We start from the raw sequence: 17173 nt of genomic DNA, 5'->3' as shown, positions 1-17173 counted from the left end.
CGAAAGGCGGTACCTCCCGGTCCGCGGAAACTTGGAAGAAGAATCAGGTGACTGCGTCGCGCTCGCGGAATTCGGGGCGATCCCAGGACTTGTTCTCGAGGATGTCTCGCAACACGTCGACGGCGTTCCACACGTCGGCGTATCCGAGATAGAGCGGAGTGATACCGAACCTCAGCACTCCGGGTTCGCGGTAGTCGCCGATGACGCCCCGCGCGATGAGAGCCTTCATGATCGAATAGCCCTCGGGATGAACAAAACTCACGTGCGAGCCACGACGCTCGTGCTCGCGCGGCGTGATCAACTCCAAACCGTAAGCAGCGCAACGCTCCTCGACGAGGCTGATGAAGAGATCGGCCAGCGCGAGCGACTTGCTGCGGATGTCGGCCATGTCAGCTTTGAGCGCGACGTCAAGACCACATTCGACGAGAGACAACGACGTGATGGGCTGAGTACCACTCAGAAAGCGCCGTATTCCTGCGCCGGGTTCGTAGGCCGACTCCATCGCGAACGGTCGCGCGTGCCCCCACCACCCGGACAGCGGCTGGATTCCGGTGTTCTGATGGCGACGGTTGACCCAGATGAATGCAGGCGAACCCGGACCACCGTTGAGGTACTTGTACGTACACCCGACCGCGAAGTCGGCGTCGGCTCCGCTCAGATCGACAGTGACGGCGCCGGCCGAGTGTGCGAGATCCCAGATTATGAGGGCGCCACGTTCCTGCACTGCTGCAGTGACTTCCGTCATCGCATACAGGTTTCCGGTGCGGTAGTTGACGTGCGACAACATCACTACGGCGGTGTCCGGTCCTACTGCTTCGGTGACGTCGCCCGGTTGGTCGATCAGGCGTAGTTCGTATCCCTGATCGAGCAGCGAGATGATGCCCTCCGCAATGTAGAGGTCAGTGGGGAAATTGTCTCGCTCGGAGACGATCACCTTCCGGCTGGGATCCTGTGCAGCCGCGATGGACAGCGCGGAGGCCAATGCCTTGAACAGGTTGATCGACGTCGAATCCGTTACTACCACTTCGCCTTCACCTGCTCCCAGCAACGGGGCAAGTTTGTCACCGAGGCGGACCGGGAGGTCGAACCATCCAGCCTCGTTCCAACTGCGAACCAAGCCGTTGCCCCACTCGTCGCCGATCACTCTCGCGGCGCATTCCTGCGCGGCAATGGGATGCGCGCCGAGCGAGTTTCCGTCGAAGTAGAGAACGCCCTCCGGAATCGCGAACTCGCGGCGGAACTCCCTCAGGGGATCCACTGCGTCGGCCTTGACGCAGTCTTCCAACGAAAGTGTGGTTGTCGATGTCATGACGATTCTTCTCCTGCATGTGTCGGCGTTGAGGGTGATGAAGGCAGAGTCCGGAGCACGGCCCGTACCGGGCTGGCATCGAGGTCGAGGAACTTCAGCGGCAGTGCGATCAACTCGTAGTAGCCTTCGTCGACGTCGTCGAGGCAAAGTCCTTCGAGGATCGCGACGCTACGATCGCTTGCCGCGTGGTGCCCGTCCATGGTCTTGCTGTCCATCGGATCGAACGAGGCGCCGTCGATTCCGATCAGAACTCCACCGCGGTCGGCGAACCAGTGGGTCAGCTCCGGAGATACACCGGCGAAGTCGTTGTCCCACTCGCGCGGGTACTTCGGGTACGTCCTCAGAATCAGCCGCTGCGGCAGATGTCCGCCGAGTCGCTCCACCGTCTCTTCGACGGGCCTGATGCAGGCGGCACCGTCGACCCCCGTCATGTCGACCACCAGTGCTTCGCCGAGATAGGGATCGAGGGGAACGGAACCAATGGTCGCGCCGTCGATGCGAGTGTGCGCCGGCGCATCGGCGTGAGCACCGATATGCGGAGTGGTGGTGATTCGGTTGATGGTGACGGCGTCACTGCCGCCGAGGTCGGACGTGACAGCGCGGGTGAAGGCGGTATCGCCTGGCCACACGGGCGTCGATTCGGAGATCGGCGGGCTGATGTCGATCAACCGCGCCCTCCAGTCGCCCGTGTGTCCGTCGCCCGCGTGTCGGCCGATCCTCGGAAGCATCCAGACCCCTTCGTCGCAACAGTCGACTGTGTCGATCTCGACCGTTTGATAATTCGATGTGTTTGGCAAAAGCTAGGATCATCGACGGGCGCGGTCAATAGATGCTGAATATTTTCGCGACGGCAGGGAGAAATCGGATGATAAATGCGATCGAACGGGCAGCTGCCGCAGCTCGGCCGAATCATGTTCGGCTCGACGACGTCGATACAGCGATTCTCCGCGAACTCGTCCGGGATGCACGCATCCCCAACAATGCACTCGCCGAGAAGGTCGGGATAGCGCCGTCGACCGCTCTGGCGCGGATGCGTGCGCTACGCGAATCGGGCGTCATCAAGGGGTTTCACGCAGACATAGACCTCGAGCTACTCGGCCTCGAGATCTCGGCGATGGTGTCGATTCTGATTCACTCCCACGCCAGGAGCCGGATGACGGAAATTGCCGAGCACCTGAGCGGATTGGATTCCGTTCAGCGAGTGTTCCTGATGAGTGGGGACCGTGATCTCCTGGTACACGTGTCGTGTGAATCCCCCACTCGGCTTCGCGATTTCGTCAGCGCGCACCTCAACGATCCGGCCATCGCCAATACCCAGACCAACCTGATCTTCAGCGAACTGAGTCAAGGCGGCTGAACTGCAGCTGTCGCCAAGGCGTCTTCGAGTGCTTCCGAGATCGGCACCTCGATTCGAACTTCTCCCCACTAGAGTCGAACAGCATGTTGCCACTCGGGTTGTCCATGCTCTGGGAATCGGTGGAGCCGGAAGCCGCATTGAAGCAGCGATTCGGATTCAACAGCTTCCGCGCAGCCACCCATTGGGTCTCGGCGGTACTCGAGCAGACTTGGGGATTGACGGCCCTCGAATGCTCGCGAATGGCGATCAGTGACCAGAACGCGATCGTGTGGGTTGCGAGCGACCGCGGTGGGCTGGTGGTGAAGTGGTCGCGCGCCACAGAGCGCTTCGCGAACCTGGAGGCGTCGACGCGACTGCTGAGCGCACTCGCCGGGCAGGGTGCGCCCGTTCCGTCGCCAATCACTTCCCTGAACGGATTGGACCGGGAAACACTGCTGGACCGGGAAACACTGGAAGGGCCTTCGTGCGCAGTGTCATTCACCGTACTGCCGGAGTTGGCGGGAGATTGGTTGGACGTGCAAGACCGCGCGGCGGTCCGTTCGGCAGGAGCATGTCTGGCAGAAATACACCGAACGCTCGGCGCCACCCATGTCGACGGATCGGTTTTCTCGTCGCGCAGCACCGGGTTGAAGGAGCGCATCGGTGGTTGGCTCGAGAATTTCGACCGCGGGTTCGCGCCTGAGGCAACGCGTAGGCTCGTGGGCCTCCTGGCGCGTGCGTCCGAGCTCGATGACCAAACACAACTGGTACACAACGACTTCCGTGCAGCCAACATCTTGACTCGAAACTCTCGGACCACCGGAGTACTCGACTTCGACGACGTGGTGATCGACCACCGGGTGAGCGACCTGGCCAAGGCAAGCGTCTATCTGGGCACCCTGTTCACCGATTGGCGACCGACACCGATCGCGGTACGGCAGAGCCTGCGCGCCGGCTACGAATCCGTCCGTCCCCTCAGCCGATCCGAGACAGAATGGTTCGAGATCCTCGAACTGTGGCACGGCCTGATGGCGATCCCGGGTGAGAACGACACCGCCGGTTGGGCATCAGCGTTGTGACAAAAGTGGGGACGCCGGTACCGGCGTCCCCACTTCGCTTCTGATCACATCAGGATCCGGCGCGGATCCATTCTTCGAGATGCGGCGCCTCGGTACCGATCGTCGTGCCGTCGCCGTGACCGGTGTGAACCTTGGTCTCGGCGGGGAGCGCGAACAGCTTGTCGCGAATGGACCCGATGATGGTCGGGAAGTCGGAGTACGACCGCCCCGTTGCGCCGGGTCCACCGGAGAACAAGGTGTCGCCGCTGAACAGTTCCCCCGCCTCGGGCAGGTAGAGGCAGGTCGACCCCGGGGAATGGCCCGGTGTGTGGATGGCCAGAATGTCCGTACCCGCCACAGCAATACGCTGATCATCTTCCAAGCTCAGATGCTTCACCCCGGGGTGAGTCATCTCCCAGAGGACATCGTCGGCCGGGTTCAGGTAGATCGGAGCGTCGAGCTTCTCGGCCAGCTCCGGCGCAACCGTGACGTGATCGTTGTGACCGTGGGTGCAGACGATTCCGATCACCTTGCGTCCACCGACAGCGTCGATGATCGGCTGCGCGGTGTGCGCTGCGTCGACGATCACCACTTCGTTGTCGTCACCGATCAGCCAGATGTTGTTGTCGACGTCCCATGTTCCGCCGTCGAGGCTGAACGTGCCCGAGGTGACGACGCGATCGACACGCAATGTCACAGGACCACCACCGAACGAAGGACCTCGCCGCGGTGCATCGTCTCGAAGGCCTTCTCGACCTCGTCGAGCTTGATGCGCTCGCTGACGAACTTCTCGAGCGGCAGACGCCCCTGCTGGTACAGGTCGACCAGAACGGGGAAGTCACGCTCGGGCAGGCAGTCGCCGTACCACGACGACTTGAGGGCTCCGCCGCGCGAGAAGAAGTCCACCAGAGGCATTTCCAGCTTCATGTCCGGCGTCGGAACTCCCACCAGCACTACGGTTCCCGCGAGGTCGCGGGCGTAGAACGCCTGCTTCCAGGTCTCGGGACGGCCGACTGCGTCGACAACCACGTCGGCGCCGAAACCTCCGGTCAGCTCCTGGACCGCTTCGACGACGTCGTCGACCTCGGTCGCATTGATCGTGTGCGTGGCACCAAGTTCCGTGGCCCACTCCAGCTTTCGTGGATCCCGGTCGATGGCGATGATGGTATTGGCACCGGCCAGGCGTGAACCCATGATCGCTGCGTCGCCGACGCCGCCACACCCGATCACAGCCACCGAATCACCGCGTCCGACGTTGCCGGTGTTCATCGCGGCACCCATGCCGGCCATGACGCCGCAACCGAGCAGTCCGACGACAGCCGGATCGGCCGAGGCGTCGACCTTGGTGCACTGGCCTTCGTGAACCAGCGTCTTGTCTGCGAATGCGCCGATGCCGAGTGCCGGCGTCAGTTCGGTGCCGTCTTCGAGCGTCATCTTCTGCTCGGCGTTGAACGTGTCGAAGCAGTACTGCGGGCGGCCACGCTTACACGCACGACACTGCCCGCATACTGCACGCCAGTTGAGCACGACGAAGTCGCCCACCTCGACGTGAGTGACACCGGGGCCGACGCTCTCGACGATGCCCGACGCCTCGTGCCCGAGCAGGAACGGGTACTCGTCGTTGATTCCGCCGTCGCGGTAGGTCAGGTCGGTGTGGCACACACCGCACGCTGCAATGGCGACCACTACCTCGTTGGCGCCGGGATCGGGAATCGTGATGGGGACGATTTCGACGGGGGCACCCTTGGATCGGGCGATGACGCCGCGTACCTGCTGTGGCATGGCTTTGCTCCTGGCTTCGTGCGATTGAGGACGTGTCGTCACATGGCGCCGTGTTTTCACATTGCGATATGTGCACTCGTTGAAAGGTTAGCCCGAAGCAGGTGCCCGCAACCCTGGTCGAACTGACTGACCGACCTGGCCGAAAGGACTAGGGTGCAGGCTTCACGCCGGCCTCCGCGCCCGCGGCGGCCGCCGCACCCCGACTCTCGACGCCCAATTTTCGCAGGACCCCGGCAACATGAAACTTGACTGTGCTCTCACTGACGCCGAGTCGCTCCGAGATTGCCTTGTTGCGCCGTCCGGCCACCAGATGCTCGAGTACCTCGAACTCCCGCGGAGCCAGTTCCGTCAGGACGTCGCGGTTCGGTAGGGCGACGGGCGCGTCGAGCGGGATGGTTGCGCTGATCCGGTTCCCCCACCCGGGCGTCGACTCGGATTCGACGGTTCCACCCAAAGTCTCTACCCTCGAACGTAATTGGCGTTCCACGTCGATCACGTCGGCTTCACCACCACCGTCGTCGCGGATGTCGATCGAGAGCGAAGCCGCGTCGAGGGTCCAGGCCACCCGGATTCGCGAGAGCGTCTGCTGATCCGACAAGGCCAAGACCGCGCCGCGGACGACCGCGCGGGCGCCGTGCGCCACTTCACCGGGTAACCCACGCCCGTCGACGGGTGGCTCCACCAACTCCAACGCGATTTCCCGATGCTTGAGCAGCGAACGCAATTCCCCACGCATCCGCGCAAAAGCGGTGGTGGTCGACTCTTCGGCCAACTCGCGGTGCACGTCGACGGCCGAACGCAGGCCGATCAGAGCCGAGGCCGCAGTCTCCCTGGCCGAGGTTCGCGCACGTGTGTCATCGAGATCCGCCGAGCGCAGCGTCGCCAGCATCGTCTCGAGGGTGGCCGCATGCACCTCCGTCATCTCTGCCACGGTGCGTGCACGCTCGGACGACGCTGCCCGCGACTCGGCGAGATATGCCGGGCTCGCGTTCCGGACCTGGAGCTGAATTCCGGTTGAAGTCACTGCGAACAGTGCCTGGATCAATTCGAGGGATGCTGTCTTCACCGGTACGGGGTGCGGTGTCAAAACGAGAAGCGTATCGGTTCGATCAAGCATCGCAAGCACTTCACGATCCCGGCCGGCGATAGCGCATTTTCCCCGAAATATCTGTCCGACAGTGAGATCCGTACGGATACGGTCGAGTTCGGCGATGGTCACACGATCGACGACGGCTGGATCCCCAGCGACCTTGCGCGGCCTACCGGTGCATTCACGGGTGAAGATCACCAGGGAAGTGTGCGGCGCCATGTCCGCGATCAACGTCGAAAATCGTCGGCCGATTTCGGGAAGTGGTCCCACCAACACGTCTCGAAGGGCGGTGATCAGTAGCGCATTGTCGGTGGTGCTCACCGTTCAACGATAACCATCCGGTTCACTGGTGCAGCGTGGTCTTCATGAGCATCACGTTGTAGTCGGACCACGTGGTGGCGAGAAAGTAGAGGTCCTGCCCCTGCGACCAGGGGTGCATGTACGCGCCGTAGAGTCCCGGAACCGCGTCGGTGTCGATCACGACGTCCGGTGCGCTCCACGGGCCGGTCAGGTCCGAGGCCGTCCGCAGCACCAGCGCTCCCCACTCGTTGGAGTACATCGCGACGAACTTTCCGAGATAGTTGTTGTACTGCACCGACAGTTCGCTGACATCCCCGTCGAGAACTACTGCAGCGGCAGCAGGATTGTTGGGGACCCATGCCTTTCCGTCCCAGTATTCGTACGCCGCGACGTCCGCGATGGAGGCTTCCTTGACTCGCGAGAGACGCCCCTCGCCAAAGCGTCCGGCGGGGGTGCCGAAGTTGTAGACGTAACCACCGTCTTTGACGAAGGACCCCATCTGGAAGTTGTCGTTACCTGTCAACGGCAGATTGGGCCGGGACGAGGCCGGTTCGATCTGCCAGGTCTCACCGTTGTCGTGCGAGGACGCGATCTGCGAGAAGTTGGTGACCCACTCGCCCGACCCTCCCCACGAACGTATCGACATGTAGTTGACGTACTGAACGCCGCCCACGGAGATACCCGTCGTCGGAATGCTGCTGGTTTCGACGCCGGTGACTTTCAGACTTCCGATGATCTCGCGCGAGTGATTCGGTCGGTCGGTCGGTGAGGAGTCGATGTTCATGCCGTCGGACAGATTTCCGTCCGAGCTACGGAACAGGACGTTGCTGCGCCAGTCGCCGACCACCCCGGAGCACAGAGGGTCAGATCCGATACCGACGGTGTCACCGAAAGCTGTCAGGACCTGACCTGCGCCGTTGTCCCACATGATGCCCAGATCCGTGCCGAGAACGTTGAACCGCTCGACGGTTTGGTTGGGGCTCAGCGCGCCCGTGATGTACTCGACCGCCGAGGTGCGGCCTTGCAATTCCGGCAGTTTGCCATCCGTGCCGTTGAGCCAGGGAATCGGATTGGTCGGCCCACCTGATTGATCCAAGCTCCCGGTGACATTGCAATCCCACGGGGATGCATTGGCCTGGGTCGCCCCCAAGACCGCGGTCGACGCGAGTACACACGTCACTGCTGCTGTCGATATCTTCCGCATCCGGCGCATCGCTCCCCTTTCGCGGGGGAGATCCGGACTCTACGAGGTGTGTTGCTCGACCGGATCGGTTCATCCACCCACGAGAACACAAGGTAACAGGTAAATCGGTCAATCAGGACAAAACGGGCTTATTCGGTGGAGATGGATTTCAACCATTTCTCCATCACGGCTGCGGCAATCTCGAGTCCCTGCGACTCGGCTGCACTCAACTGCTGCATGAAGATGCGCGGACCGTCCGCTCCCAGCGAAGCATGCAGCGAATCGCGGTACTCGGCCAGTTCCATCCACTCGCGCGCCACCGCGGAGGACGCTTCGAGGTGAAACTGAACGGCGTAACTCTGCTTGTATCGGAAGAGTTGATTCGGATACTTGGCTGAACCAGCGAGCCGCACCGCGCCGTTCGGAATGTCGAAGGTATCCGAATGCCATTGCATTGCAGGAAATGTGGAGGGCAGATCTCCCCACACGGGATCTTGCCGGCCCTCGACAGTCAAGGTGATCTCCTCAACTCCGACTTCAGGCACAGCGCCCGTGTAGACGCGAGCACCCAGCGCCGCGGCGAGCAACTGCGAACCCAGACACACTCCCCACACCGGGACGTCGCTCTCGACCAGATCGCGAATGTATTCGATCTCGGATGCCAACCACTCGACCTCGCCCTGATCGCCGACGCCCATCGGCCCGCCCATCACGATCACGGCATCGAACCGTCGATCGGCAGGAAGCGGGTCGGTGCCCAGAAGAACAGTCTGCACGTCTCCGTAGCTCTCCAGGACAGGCGAATACGCCGCTGGGGGTTCACACTGCGCGTGTCGTAGCTCCAGAAAATGCATGCTCGCGGTCCTTTCGCTCCCGATGCCTGTAAGCCTATGGCCCTTTCTGCTGCCGGTCGCGGCGGCGCCACGCTTGACAACTACTTGCCGTTTCCCGCACTCTGATCACCAAGACGTAGAATCCAATATATTGGATTCCAGAAGGGTGTACTTGTCACATGAGAATGGCCACGAGCGACCCCGTCATCGGAATACTCGGAGGCATGGGGCCCGCCGCTACTGCCGACTTTTACTCCAAACTCGTTGCGCTGACACCAGGTTCGACGGATCAGGAGCACCCCAAAGTTGTCATCTGGGCCGATCCCACCGTTCCCGACCGGACATTGGCACTCACCGAGAACGGCCCTGACCCCACTCCCTGGCTGATCCGCGGTGCGCGCGTTCTCCGAGAGTCGGGCGCGACGACGCTCGCCATCCCATGCAATACCGCCCACGCCTTCCTGCCCGCCATCTCGTCCCAACTGGGACTTCCCGTCGTCCACATGATCGACGAAGTCGCTCGGCACATCCGGACGCTCTCACCCGCCGTCACATCCGTCGGACTATTGGCCACCACGGGGACGGTCCGCACCGGGTTGTATCAACAATGGCTGTCGGAATACTCGATCGACGTCCTGGTGCCCGGACCTGCGATCCAGGACGAACTGGTGATGCCGGCGATCCGAGCAATCAAGAGCGGCAACGTCGGAGACGAGACCACCGACAAGCTCGTCAGGGCCGCTGATCTTCTCGTCGAATCGGGCGCGCAGGTCGTCGTGGCCGGGTGCACCGAGATTCCGCTCGGACTGCCCGCCGACGCCACAACCTGTCAGATCATCGATCCGGCAACAATTCTCGCCCGCGCTCTGCTCCGGCGGGTTGCGGATGCCCGGAGACACCCTTCGATGGTCGTTTCGGGCTGACCTGCAGCAGGGAGGCTGCAGAGTACGATATCCAGTATGTTGCGTGGCGGTAAACCGGTTGAGCGAGCACGAATGAGCGACATCGCTCTCGAACGCATTCGCGAAGCGATCGTCACCGGTGAACTGGCACCGGGATCGAAGATCAAGGACAGCGAGCTCGCCGAGTATCTGGGCTTGAGCAGAACTCCGGTCCGCGAAGCACTGGCCAGGCTTGTCGACACCGGACTCGTGGAAGCGAAACCCGGTGCGTACACACGCATCACAACCCTCGACCGCGGCGACGTCGAAGCAACACTCGCAGTCATCGAAGCTCTCGACCAACTGGCCGTCGTCACCGCAGTACCGAATCTCACCGACGAGATGATCGGGGCGATGCGTTCGGCCAACAAGGACTTCGCTGCCGCCGTCAAGCGAAACGACATAGGCCGAGCCCTGACCGCTGACGATCGCCTACACAGCGTCATCATCGATGCTGCGGCGAATCCGCTGTTGAAGAAGCTGATCCACCAAGTTCACCCACAAATTCACCGCATCTACTACCGCAAGTTCTCGAGCCTCCTCGGGAGCCAGGACTCCGTCGATCATCACAACAGGCTGATCAAGCTGTGCGCAGACCACGATGCCGAGGCGGCAGCGACGCTGTCAGCCGAACATCGACGCCATCTCGGCGGGCTGATCGGCGAACTTTTCGACGCCGACGAGTTCGCGCTCTCGGACTGACCGAGTCCGGGTACAAGTTTCGGCGCTTGCCTATATTGGTCATTGCCGATATAAATGACGGGTGCATGCATTCGACGTTCTCGGAGACCCAGTGCGGCGACGAATCATGGAACTCCTGTCCGGCGGCGAGCGCTCGGCGGGTCAGATCGCCGAAGTCGTGGCAGCGGAGTTCGGAATCTCGCAACCGACCGCGTCCGGACACCTGCGAGTACTCCGAGAAAACGGATTCGCCACCGTCCGCAGTGAAGGCACCAGGCGTCTCTACGCCGTCGAGCCCGCGCCATTGCAAGAAGTGGACCAATGGCTCGACGGATTCCGGCAGTTCTGGAGCGGCCCTCTCGACGCATTGGCCACAGAACTCGCACGCGGGAAACGACGCGGCTCGAAGCGGAGCAGATCTTCACAATCGAATTCTTCCGACGAAGGAGACTCACAATGACCGAGATCGCGAACCAGGACACCAGCCTCACTGCGGTGGAGCGGAGCATGGGTAACCGCGACATCGCAGAAGGTTCGGCTCGAACTGCCGTACTCAAGCGCCGCTACAACGCGTCGGTCGACGACGTCTGGGACGCCATCACGACCCCTGACCGCATCAACCGCTTCTTCCTCCCGGTGAGCGGAAACTTCCAGGTGGGCGGCTCTTACGCCTTCGAAGGCCAGGCAAGTGGCGAGATCCTGGCCTGCGACGCCCCACACCTGCTGCGACTGCAGTGGACACCGCCCGGCGATCGTGGATACAGCGATCAGGTCGAGATCCGGCTGACTGCCGACGGCCCCGACGCCACCTGGCTCGAGTTGGAGCACGCCTCCGTAGCCGATGTCTTCCGCAACGACCCGGACACCGGCTGCTACGGCGTCGGAACCGGCTGGGAAGGCCCACTTCACTACCTGGGCGAATACTTGCGCGGCACTCTCCCTGATGCGCCGAGCACCGAGTGGTACACCTTCGACGAAGCAGAGGAACTTCGTCTGGCCAACTTCCGAGGGTGGGAGTGGGCAAAGATCGAGGCAGAGCACGGCGGCCGATAACGCCCAATTCTTCGAAAACGGTCACAGGATGGCCGTTAGCTTTGTATCGTGACCGAGCTGGACGTATGTCCAGCAGTTTTGGTGGCTTCCTTTCGTGCCACACCTGCTTCGGTCCACGAGAAGAGAGCTCCACATGGCGCCACAACCCGTAGTCGACAACGCGGCCACGACGCGACGCACGCACATCATCCGGACAGTTCTCGCTGTCCTCGTCATCGCACCGCTGTCGATTGCGGCGTTCTACATGTGGGCACTGTGGGATCCGGGCGACACGGTCAACCGCTTGCCCGTCGCCATCGTCAACGCCGATGCCGGCACAGAACTCGACGGAATACGTCTGCAAGCCGGCGATGAAGTTGTTGCCGCGCTCGTCGAGAGCGGAGACGTTGCATGGAAGGTCGTCTCGGAACAAGAAGCCGCCGACGGCGTCAACGACGGCACCTATTACTTCTCTGTCGTCATTCCGAAGACTTTCAGCGCGGATGTGGCCAGTGCCGCATCGGGTTCGGGCCGCAAGGCCGAACTCGACGTCTTGTACAACGATTACAACAGTCTGGTCGCCGGCCCGGTCGGTGAAAGCATCATCGCTCAGGTGCGCTCGGCGGTCTCCGAGTCGATCGGCGAACAGTCCATCGACCAGGTGCTGGTCGGGTTGGGTGAACTCGGAACAGGATTCGGTGAAGCAGCAGCAGGAGCGCAACAGCTGTCCGACGGATCCTCCGAAGCGCTTGCCGGAACCAACGAGCTCTACGCCGGAAGCAAGGAACTCGCCACCGGCATGGGCGAAGCAAATCAAGGCGGCAAGGAGCTGGCCGCCGGAGCCGGCGAGCTGGCTGCTGGAGCGAACGAAGCTGCTGCAGGCTCGGGCGAGCTGAGCAGCGGACTCAACCAGTTGGTCGGGGGCACCGACGAACTCGGCGCAGGCGCCCGTCAGATCAGCGAAGTGGTCGACATGGTCACCACCCCGGTACTCGACCTCGCGGGGTCCTCGGACGCCGTCGTCGGTCAGATCGACGCCCTCACGTCGATGCTTCGAAACTCGGCCGATCCGGTCTCCGCCGGGCTCGTCGAAGCCCTGGGTGGACTGCGGGCTTCCCTGACCGCACAACCGTCGGACGACGACGTGATCGGTCAGCTCGGCCAGCTTCGCGACGGCGCGCGGGAAATCTCGCGGCAGCTCACTGATCCGAGCAGCGACTACCGTGGTGGGCTCCTTGCCGCCGCGGCCGGTGCAGGTGAACTCAACACCGGCCTGGGCCAACTGTCCGACGGTGCAGGCCAACTCGCTACCGGTGCACAGGAACTCTCCACCGGGCTGGGGCAGTTGGACACTGGAAGTATTGCGCTCCGTGACGGTCTCGGGCAGCTATCGGCCGGCGTCGGCGAGCTCGACGCGGGTAGCGCGGAACTCGCCACCGGTTTGTCCGACGGTGCCGCCCAGGTGCCGCAGTTCTCGGACGACGAGCGCGCCACCACGGCCAATCTGCTCTCGTCCCCGGTTGCCGTCGACGCGCGGAACAACTATCCCGCAGCCGGTTTCGGACCGGGAGCCGTCCCTGCCGTGATCTCGGTGGCACTGTTCCTGTGCGGAATTCTCACGTGGTTCGTCGTCCGTCCACGACGCGGACGTTCACTGAACTCGCACACCAGCGTGGTACGTGAGGGGCTGCGCCGCTACCGCATTCCCGCCCTGGTCACCTTGGTCGCGGCGCTCGTGTTGTCGGTGGTGTCACTGACCGTGGCAAACGTCGAACCACCTAGTGTTCTGGCGATGATCGCAGTGATGATCCTGGTGGGTGCCGCCGCGGTCAGCTCGGGCAGGCTCTTCACCGTTGTGTTCGGTGCCGTCAACGGAACCTTCATCGCTCTGGGCGCCTTGATGATTCAGATCTTCGCCTTCGGCGCGGTATACCCCATCGAACAGATGCCGACGGTTCTGCAGTGGCTGCACGCTCTGATGCCACTCACGTGGGCGCGCAACGCCATGCGCATGGTCCTTGTCGGATACTACGGCCCGAAATTCTGGGTGGCGGTAATCGCTCTGGCTGCCTTGGTGATCGGAGCCGTCCTGTTCACCATCTGGTGGCGCCGCCGACAAGAACCGCCGACCGACGCCGATGACGACGCGCCGATCACCGAGGAGATCGTGTACCTCCAGCAAACGCAAGCGTGAGCCGGATCAGCGAACGAGCGTCGTACGCATCAACATGACGTTGTAGTCGGCCCACGTGGTGGCAAGGAAGTACAGATCCGAACCACTGGACCACGGGTGGATGTATGCGGCGTAGATACCGGGAACCTCGACCAGATTGACCAGTGTCTCCGGTGCCGTCCACGGACCGACCGGACTGGGAGCGGTTCGCATCACGATCGAACTGAACGCGTCGGCGTACATCGCCACGAACTTGCCGAGGAACTCGTTGTACTGAACGGAGACCTCACCGATGCGGCCGTCCATGACGGGTACGGCCGCAGCGGGATCGGCAAGGATCCAGCCGTTTCCGTTCCAGTACTCGTAGGCGGAAAGATCGAGGATCGCCCCCTCGGGCACGCGAGAAAGTCGAACCTCGCCGGATCGTCCCGCGGGGGTTCCGTAGTTGTAGACGAACCCGCCGTCCTTCACCATCGAGCTCATCTGGAAGTTCTCGCTACCGGCGACGGGGGCGACACCCGCGGGAAGAACCCCACCGATGTTGGGGCGCAGAGTTTCCGGACGAGTGGTCCACGTCTCGCCGTTGTCCGAGGAGGTAGCAATCTGTGAGTAGTTTGTACTCCACTGCCCGGCCTCGCCCCAGTTGCGCACCGACATGTAGCTCAGATACTGCACACCGTTCACTGCGATGCCGCTCGTGGGGATGCTGGAGGCCTCGACACCCGGAATCTTCAGACCGGAAATGATCTCACGCGCCTGAGCTGTGCCGTCCATCGGCGCACTGTCGATGCGCATACCGTCGGCCAGTACCCGATCCGAGCTGCGGAAGAGTACATTGCTTCGCCACTCGCCCACCAAACCGTCGCAGCCGGGGTTACGACTGAGCCCGGTGGTATCGCCGAAAGCGGTCAGAATCTGCCCCGCACCGTTGTCCCACATGATGCCCAGGTCGGTACCCAGGACATTGAAGCGATCAACGGTCTTGTTTGGACTGTATGTCCCGGTGACCTTTTCGATCGCGGCAGTACGACCGGACAGACCTGGCAACCCTCCGGTGTTGCCGTTGAGCCACGGTGCCGCATTGGCCGGACCACCGCTACTACCGACGCCACTGACTCCGACGCATCCCGGCGCAGCCATCGCCGGCGAAGCCACCACCGTGACGGCAGCAGCTGCCAGAGCAGCAACTACCCCGAACACCCCCAACGATCTCCCCGCGCGAAACATGACTCCCCCAAGGCCGGGATTGTTGGTGTTGTCGTCGTCGTTCCCCCCGAACCTCGGACAATCTAGCAACTGCAGTCACAGACAACCCAATCAGACAAAGGGACGAAAAGGCCTGAAAGTCATAGTAGTTCAGACTTTCAGGCCTTTTGGGACAGAGGAGATCGGTCAGTAGGTCAGCGCGCTCCGCTCGCACCGCCGTCGAGTGGAATCACCGCGCCGGTCAGATAAGCCCCGGCACGTGAAGCCAGGAAGATGGCAAGACCTGCGGCATCCTGGGGAGTTCCGACCCGGCCCAACGGGACCGAGTCCGCCACAGCCTTTGCACTCTGTTCGTCCTCGAGGAGGAATGCCATCATCTTCGACGGGAACGGGCCCGGCGCAATGGCATTGACCGTGATCTGTTCCCCCGCAAGCGTTGCCGCGAGCTTGCGCGTCAACATGTGCACCGCAGCCTTACTGGCTCCGTACGAGAAGTTCTCCGAACCCGACACCACGAGTCCGTCGATCGATCCGATATTGATCACGCGCGCGGGATCTTCCGCCGTGGCGGCAGAACGCAACTGCGGCAACAGCTTCTGCGTCAAGAGGAAGATTGCCTTGACATTGATGTCGAAAATCTTGTCGAAGCCGGCGGCCGGAAAATCGTCGACGGGAGCTCCCCACGTGGCACCGGCGTTGTTGACCAGTACGTCGAGCGTCGGCGAAATCTCGGCGACCTTCGCAACGAGGCTCTCGATCCCCTCGTCCGTGGACAGATCGGCCGGATGCGAGATGCAGGTGCCGAACTCCGAAAGCTCTCGCGCGGCTTCGTCACAGGCTTCGGCTTTTCGGGCCGAAATGACGACCGTCGCTCCGCCTTCGACAAACCCGCGAGCGATCATGTATCCGATGCCGCGTGATCCACCGGTGACCACAACGGTCTTGCCACTGACGTCGAACAGTCCCTCGATCAAGCTCATGCGACCTCGAAAAGCCCGGCAGCACCCATACCGCCGCCGATGCACATGGTCACCACCACAAGCTTGGCTCCGCGCCGTTTTCCTTCAAGAAGAGCATGGCCGACCAGACGAGCCCCCGTCATTCCGTACGGATGGCCGACAGAGATACCGCCACCGTCGACGTTGTACTTCTCGGGATCGATCCCGAGCTTGTCGCGGCAGTACAGGGCCTGAGAGGCGAAGGCCTCGTTGAGTTCCCAGAGATCGATGTCGTCGACCTTCAGGCCGTGAAGATCCAGCAGACGCGGAATCGCGAACACCGGTCCGATGCCCATCTCGTCGGGAGCGCAACCCGCGACAGCCATGCCACGGTAGATACCGAGAGGAGCCAACCCGCGGCGTTCCGCCTCGCCTGCCTCCATCAGTACCGATGCCGAAGCGCCGTCGGAGAGCTGAGACGAGTTGCCCGCAGTAATGGACGAATGAGCACTGACAGTCCCGTCGGCCAGAACCGGTCGCAGACTCGACAGCCCTTCCAACGTGGTGGAAGCGCGGTTGCCTTCGTCGCGGGTCAGCGTCACGGACTCGCTGCGGATCTCACCCGTCTCTTTGTCCTGCACTTGCTTGATCGAGGGCAGCGGGACGATCTCGAGATCGAACCGACCTGCGTCCTGGGCCGCTGCGGTCCGCTGCTGGGAGACGAGCGCGAACTCGTCCTGCTGCTCGCGGGTGACTCCGTAGCGCTCGGCGACGATCTCGGCCGTGTGCAGCATCGGCATGTAGATCGACGGCATGTTTTCCTTCAGCCACGGATCAGCCGCGCGGAAGTTGTTCATGTGATCGTTCTGGACCAACGAGATCGATTCGACTCCGCCGCCGACCGCGATCTGCATTCCGTCGTCCACGATCTGCTTGGCTGCGGTTGCGATGGCCATGAGACCGGACGAGCACTGACGGTCGATCGTCATTCCGGAAACCGAGTCCGGAAGCCCGGCCCGCAGTACCGCTTGCCGCGCGACGTTGCCGCCGGAAGAGCCCTGCTGCAGCGCGGCGCCGAGGATGACGTCCTCGACCTCGCCGCCTTCGAGGCCCGCGCGCTGAACTGCATTCGAAATGGCATGTGCAGCAAGCTCTTGAGCCTGAGTGTTGTTGAACGCGCCGCGGTACGCCTTACCGATCGGGGTACGGGCGGTGGAAACGATGACAGCTTGCCTCATCGGGGAATCCTTTCGTCGAACACGAAGTGCTGTGCGCCTTTATTAACCGCCGGGGGTTAATAAAGGCGCACAG

The 17173-nt window shown here is 62.5% G+C and carries 17 protein-coding genes; 7 read left to right on the top strand and 10 right to left on the bottom strand.

Annotation, left to right across the window (positions count from 1 at the left end):
- Positions 1-43: 43 nt before the first annotated feature.
- Both kynU and kynB read right to left on the bottom strand, forming a co-directional pair.
- The gene (gene kynU, locus ABIE52_RS25175) at positions 44-1309 is read right to left on the bottom strand and encodes a kynureninase (RefSeq protein WP_192712781.1); all 1266 of its coding nucleotides are present in this window, start codon (positions 1307-1309) and stop codon (positions 44-46) included.
- Positions 1306-2037 (bottom strand): arylformamidase, encoded by a 732-nt coding sequence (gene kynB / locus ABIE52_RS25170; protein ID WP_116057772.1) that lies wholly within the window; start codon positions 2035-2037, stop codon positions 1306-1308. The genes kynU and kynB overlap by 4 nt, the downstream gene beginning before the upstream one ends.
- A gap of 137 nt (positions 2038-2174) precedes the next feature.
- On the opposite strand from kynB, the gene ABIE52_RS25165 reads away from it, so the two are divergent.
- On the top strand, positions 2175-2666 hold the full coding sequence (locus tag ABIE52_RS25165; RefSeq protein ID WP_007730865.1) for an Lrp/AsnC family transcriptional regulator: 492 nt from the start codon (positions 2175-2177) through the stop codon (positions 2664-2666).
- A gap of 83 nt (positions 2667-2749) precedes the next feature.
- Positions 2750-3724: a phosphotransferase enzyme family protein gene (locus tag ABIE52_RS25160; protein WP_116057771.1), complete on the top strand. Its 975-nt coding sequence runs from the start codon at positions 2750-2752 to the stop codon at positions 3722-3724.
- 49 nt (positions 3725-3773) lie between these two features.
- On the opposite strand, the gene ABIE52_RS25155 is transcribed toward ABIE52_RS25160, so the two are convergent.
- The 5 genes from ABIE52_RS25155 to ABIE52_RS25135 all read right to left on the bottom strand — a co-directional run bounded on the left by ABIE52_RS25155 (position 3774) and on the right by ABIE52_RS25135 (position 8912).
- Positions 3774-4400, bottom strand: a complete 627-nt coding sequence (locus tag ABIE52_RS25155; RefSeq protein ID WP_007730862.1) for an MBL fold metallo-hydrolase — start codon at positions 4398-4400, stop codon at positions 3774-3776.
- Positions 4397-5485, bottom strand: coding sequence for an S-(hydroxymethyl)mycothiol dehydrogenase (locus tag ABIE52_RS25150; protein WP_007730860.1), 1089 nt, complete (start codon positions 5483-5485; stop codon positions 4397-4399). The genes ABIE52_RS25155 and ABIE52_RS25150 overlap by 4 nt, the downstream gene beginning before the upstream one ends.
- Before the next feature lie 148 nt (positions 5486-5633).
- On the bottom strand, positions 5634-6896 hold the full coding sequence (locus tag ABIE52_RS25145; RefSeq protein WP_047269429.1) for a helix-turn-helix transcriptional regulator: 1263 nt from the start codon (positions 6894-6896) through the stop codon (positions 5634-5636).
- Positions 6897-6918: 22 nt separating this feature from the next.
- A complete protein-coding gene (locus ABIE52_RS25140) occupies positions 6919-8088 on the bottom strand; it encodes a glycoside hydrolase family 183 protein (RefSeq protein WP_047269428.1) in 1170 nt (389 codons plus the stop codon).
- A gap of 119 nt (positions 8089-8207) precedes the next feature.
- Complete coding sequence (locus ABIE52_RS25135) at positions 8208-8912, bottom strand: type 1 glutamine amidotransferase (RefSeq protein ID WP_235867756.1); 705 nt, start codon at positions 8910-8912, stop codon at positions 8208-8210.
- 158 nt (positions 8913-9070) lie between these two features.
- Between ABIE52_RS25135 and cuyB the strand changes: the two genes are divergently transcribed.
- From cuyB to ABIE52_RS25110, 5 genes are all read left to right on the top strand, one after another.
- A complete protein-coding gene (cuyB, locus tag ABIE52_RS25130; RefSeq protein WP_047269426.1) occupies positions 9071-9814 on the top strand; it encodes a cysteate racemase in 744 nt (247 codons plus the stop codon).
- A 36-nt stretch (positions 9815-9850) separates the two neighbouring features.
- Positions 9851-10534 (top strand): GntR family transcriptional regulator, encoded by a 684-nt coding sequence (locus ABIE52_RS25125; RefSeq protein ID WP_003942830.1) that lies wholly within the window; start codon positions 9851-9853, stop codon positions 10532-10534.
- 61 nt (positions 10535-10595) lie between these two features.
- Positions 10596-10973 carry an ArsR/SmtB family transcription factor gene (locus ABIE52_RS25120; RefSeq protein WP_003942971.1) on the top strand — a complete coding sequence of 126 codons (378 nt, stop codon included), beginning with the start codon at positions 10596-10598 and terminating at the stop codon, positions 10971-10973.
- Positions 10970-11566: an SRPBCC domain-containing protein gene (locus ABIE52_RS25115; protein ID WP_003942993.1), complete on the top strand. Its 597-nt coding sequence runs from the start codon at positions 10970-10972 to the stop codon at positions 11564-11566. Before ABIE52_RS25120 ends, ABIE52_RS25115 begins: the two co-directional genes overlap by 4 nt.
- Positions 11567-11699: 133 nt before the next feature.
- Entirely contained in the window at positions 11700-13739 is a 2040-nt protein-coding gene (locus tag ABIE52_RS25110; protein WP_192712780.1) for a YhgE/Pip family protein, read from the top strand.
- Positions 13740-13745: 6 nt separating this feature from the next.
- Here ABIE52_RS25110 and ABIE52_RS25105 read toward each other — a convergent pair whose 3' ends face one another.
- The 3 genes from ABIE52_RS25105 to ABIE52_RS25095 all read right to left on the bottom strand — a co-directional run bounded on the left by ABIE52_RS25105 (position 13746) and on the right by ABIE52_RS25095 (position 17100).
- Positions 13746-14945, bottom strand: coding sequence for a glycoside hydrolase family 183 protein (locus ABIE52_RS25105; RefSeq protein ID WP_192712779.1), 1200 nt, complete (start codon positions 14943-14945; stop codon positions 13746-13748).
- 173 nt (positions 14946-15118) lie between these two features.
- The gene (locus ABIE52_RS25100) at positions 15119-15904 is read right to left on the bottom strand and encodes a RhlG family 3-oxoacyl-ACP reductase (protein ID WP_003942909.1); all 786 of its coding nucleotides are present in this window, start codon (positions 15902-15904) and stop codon (positions 15119-15121) included.
- Positions 15901-17100: an acetyl-CoA C-acyltransferase gene (locus ABIE52_RS25095; RefSeq protein ID WP_192712778.1), complete on the bottom strand. Its 1200-nt coding sequence runs from the start codon at positions 17098-17100 to the stop codon at positions 15901-15903. The genes ABIE52_RS25100 and ABIE52_RS25095 overlap by 4 nt, the downstream gene beginning before the upstream one ends.
- Positions 17101-17173: the final 73 nt, after the last annotated feature.

Origin of the sequence: Rhodococcus sp. OAS809 (assembly GCF_040546695.1) — a bacterium.
GTDB classification, from domain to species: Bacteria; Actinomycetota; Actinomycetes; order Mycobacteriales; family Mycobacteriaceae; genus Rhodococcus_F; species Rhodococcus_F qingshengii.
This window is presented reverse-complemented; position numbering and strand designations above follow the sequence as displayed.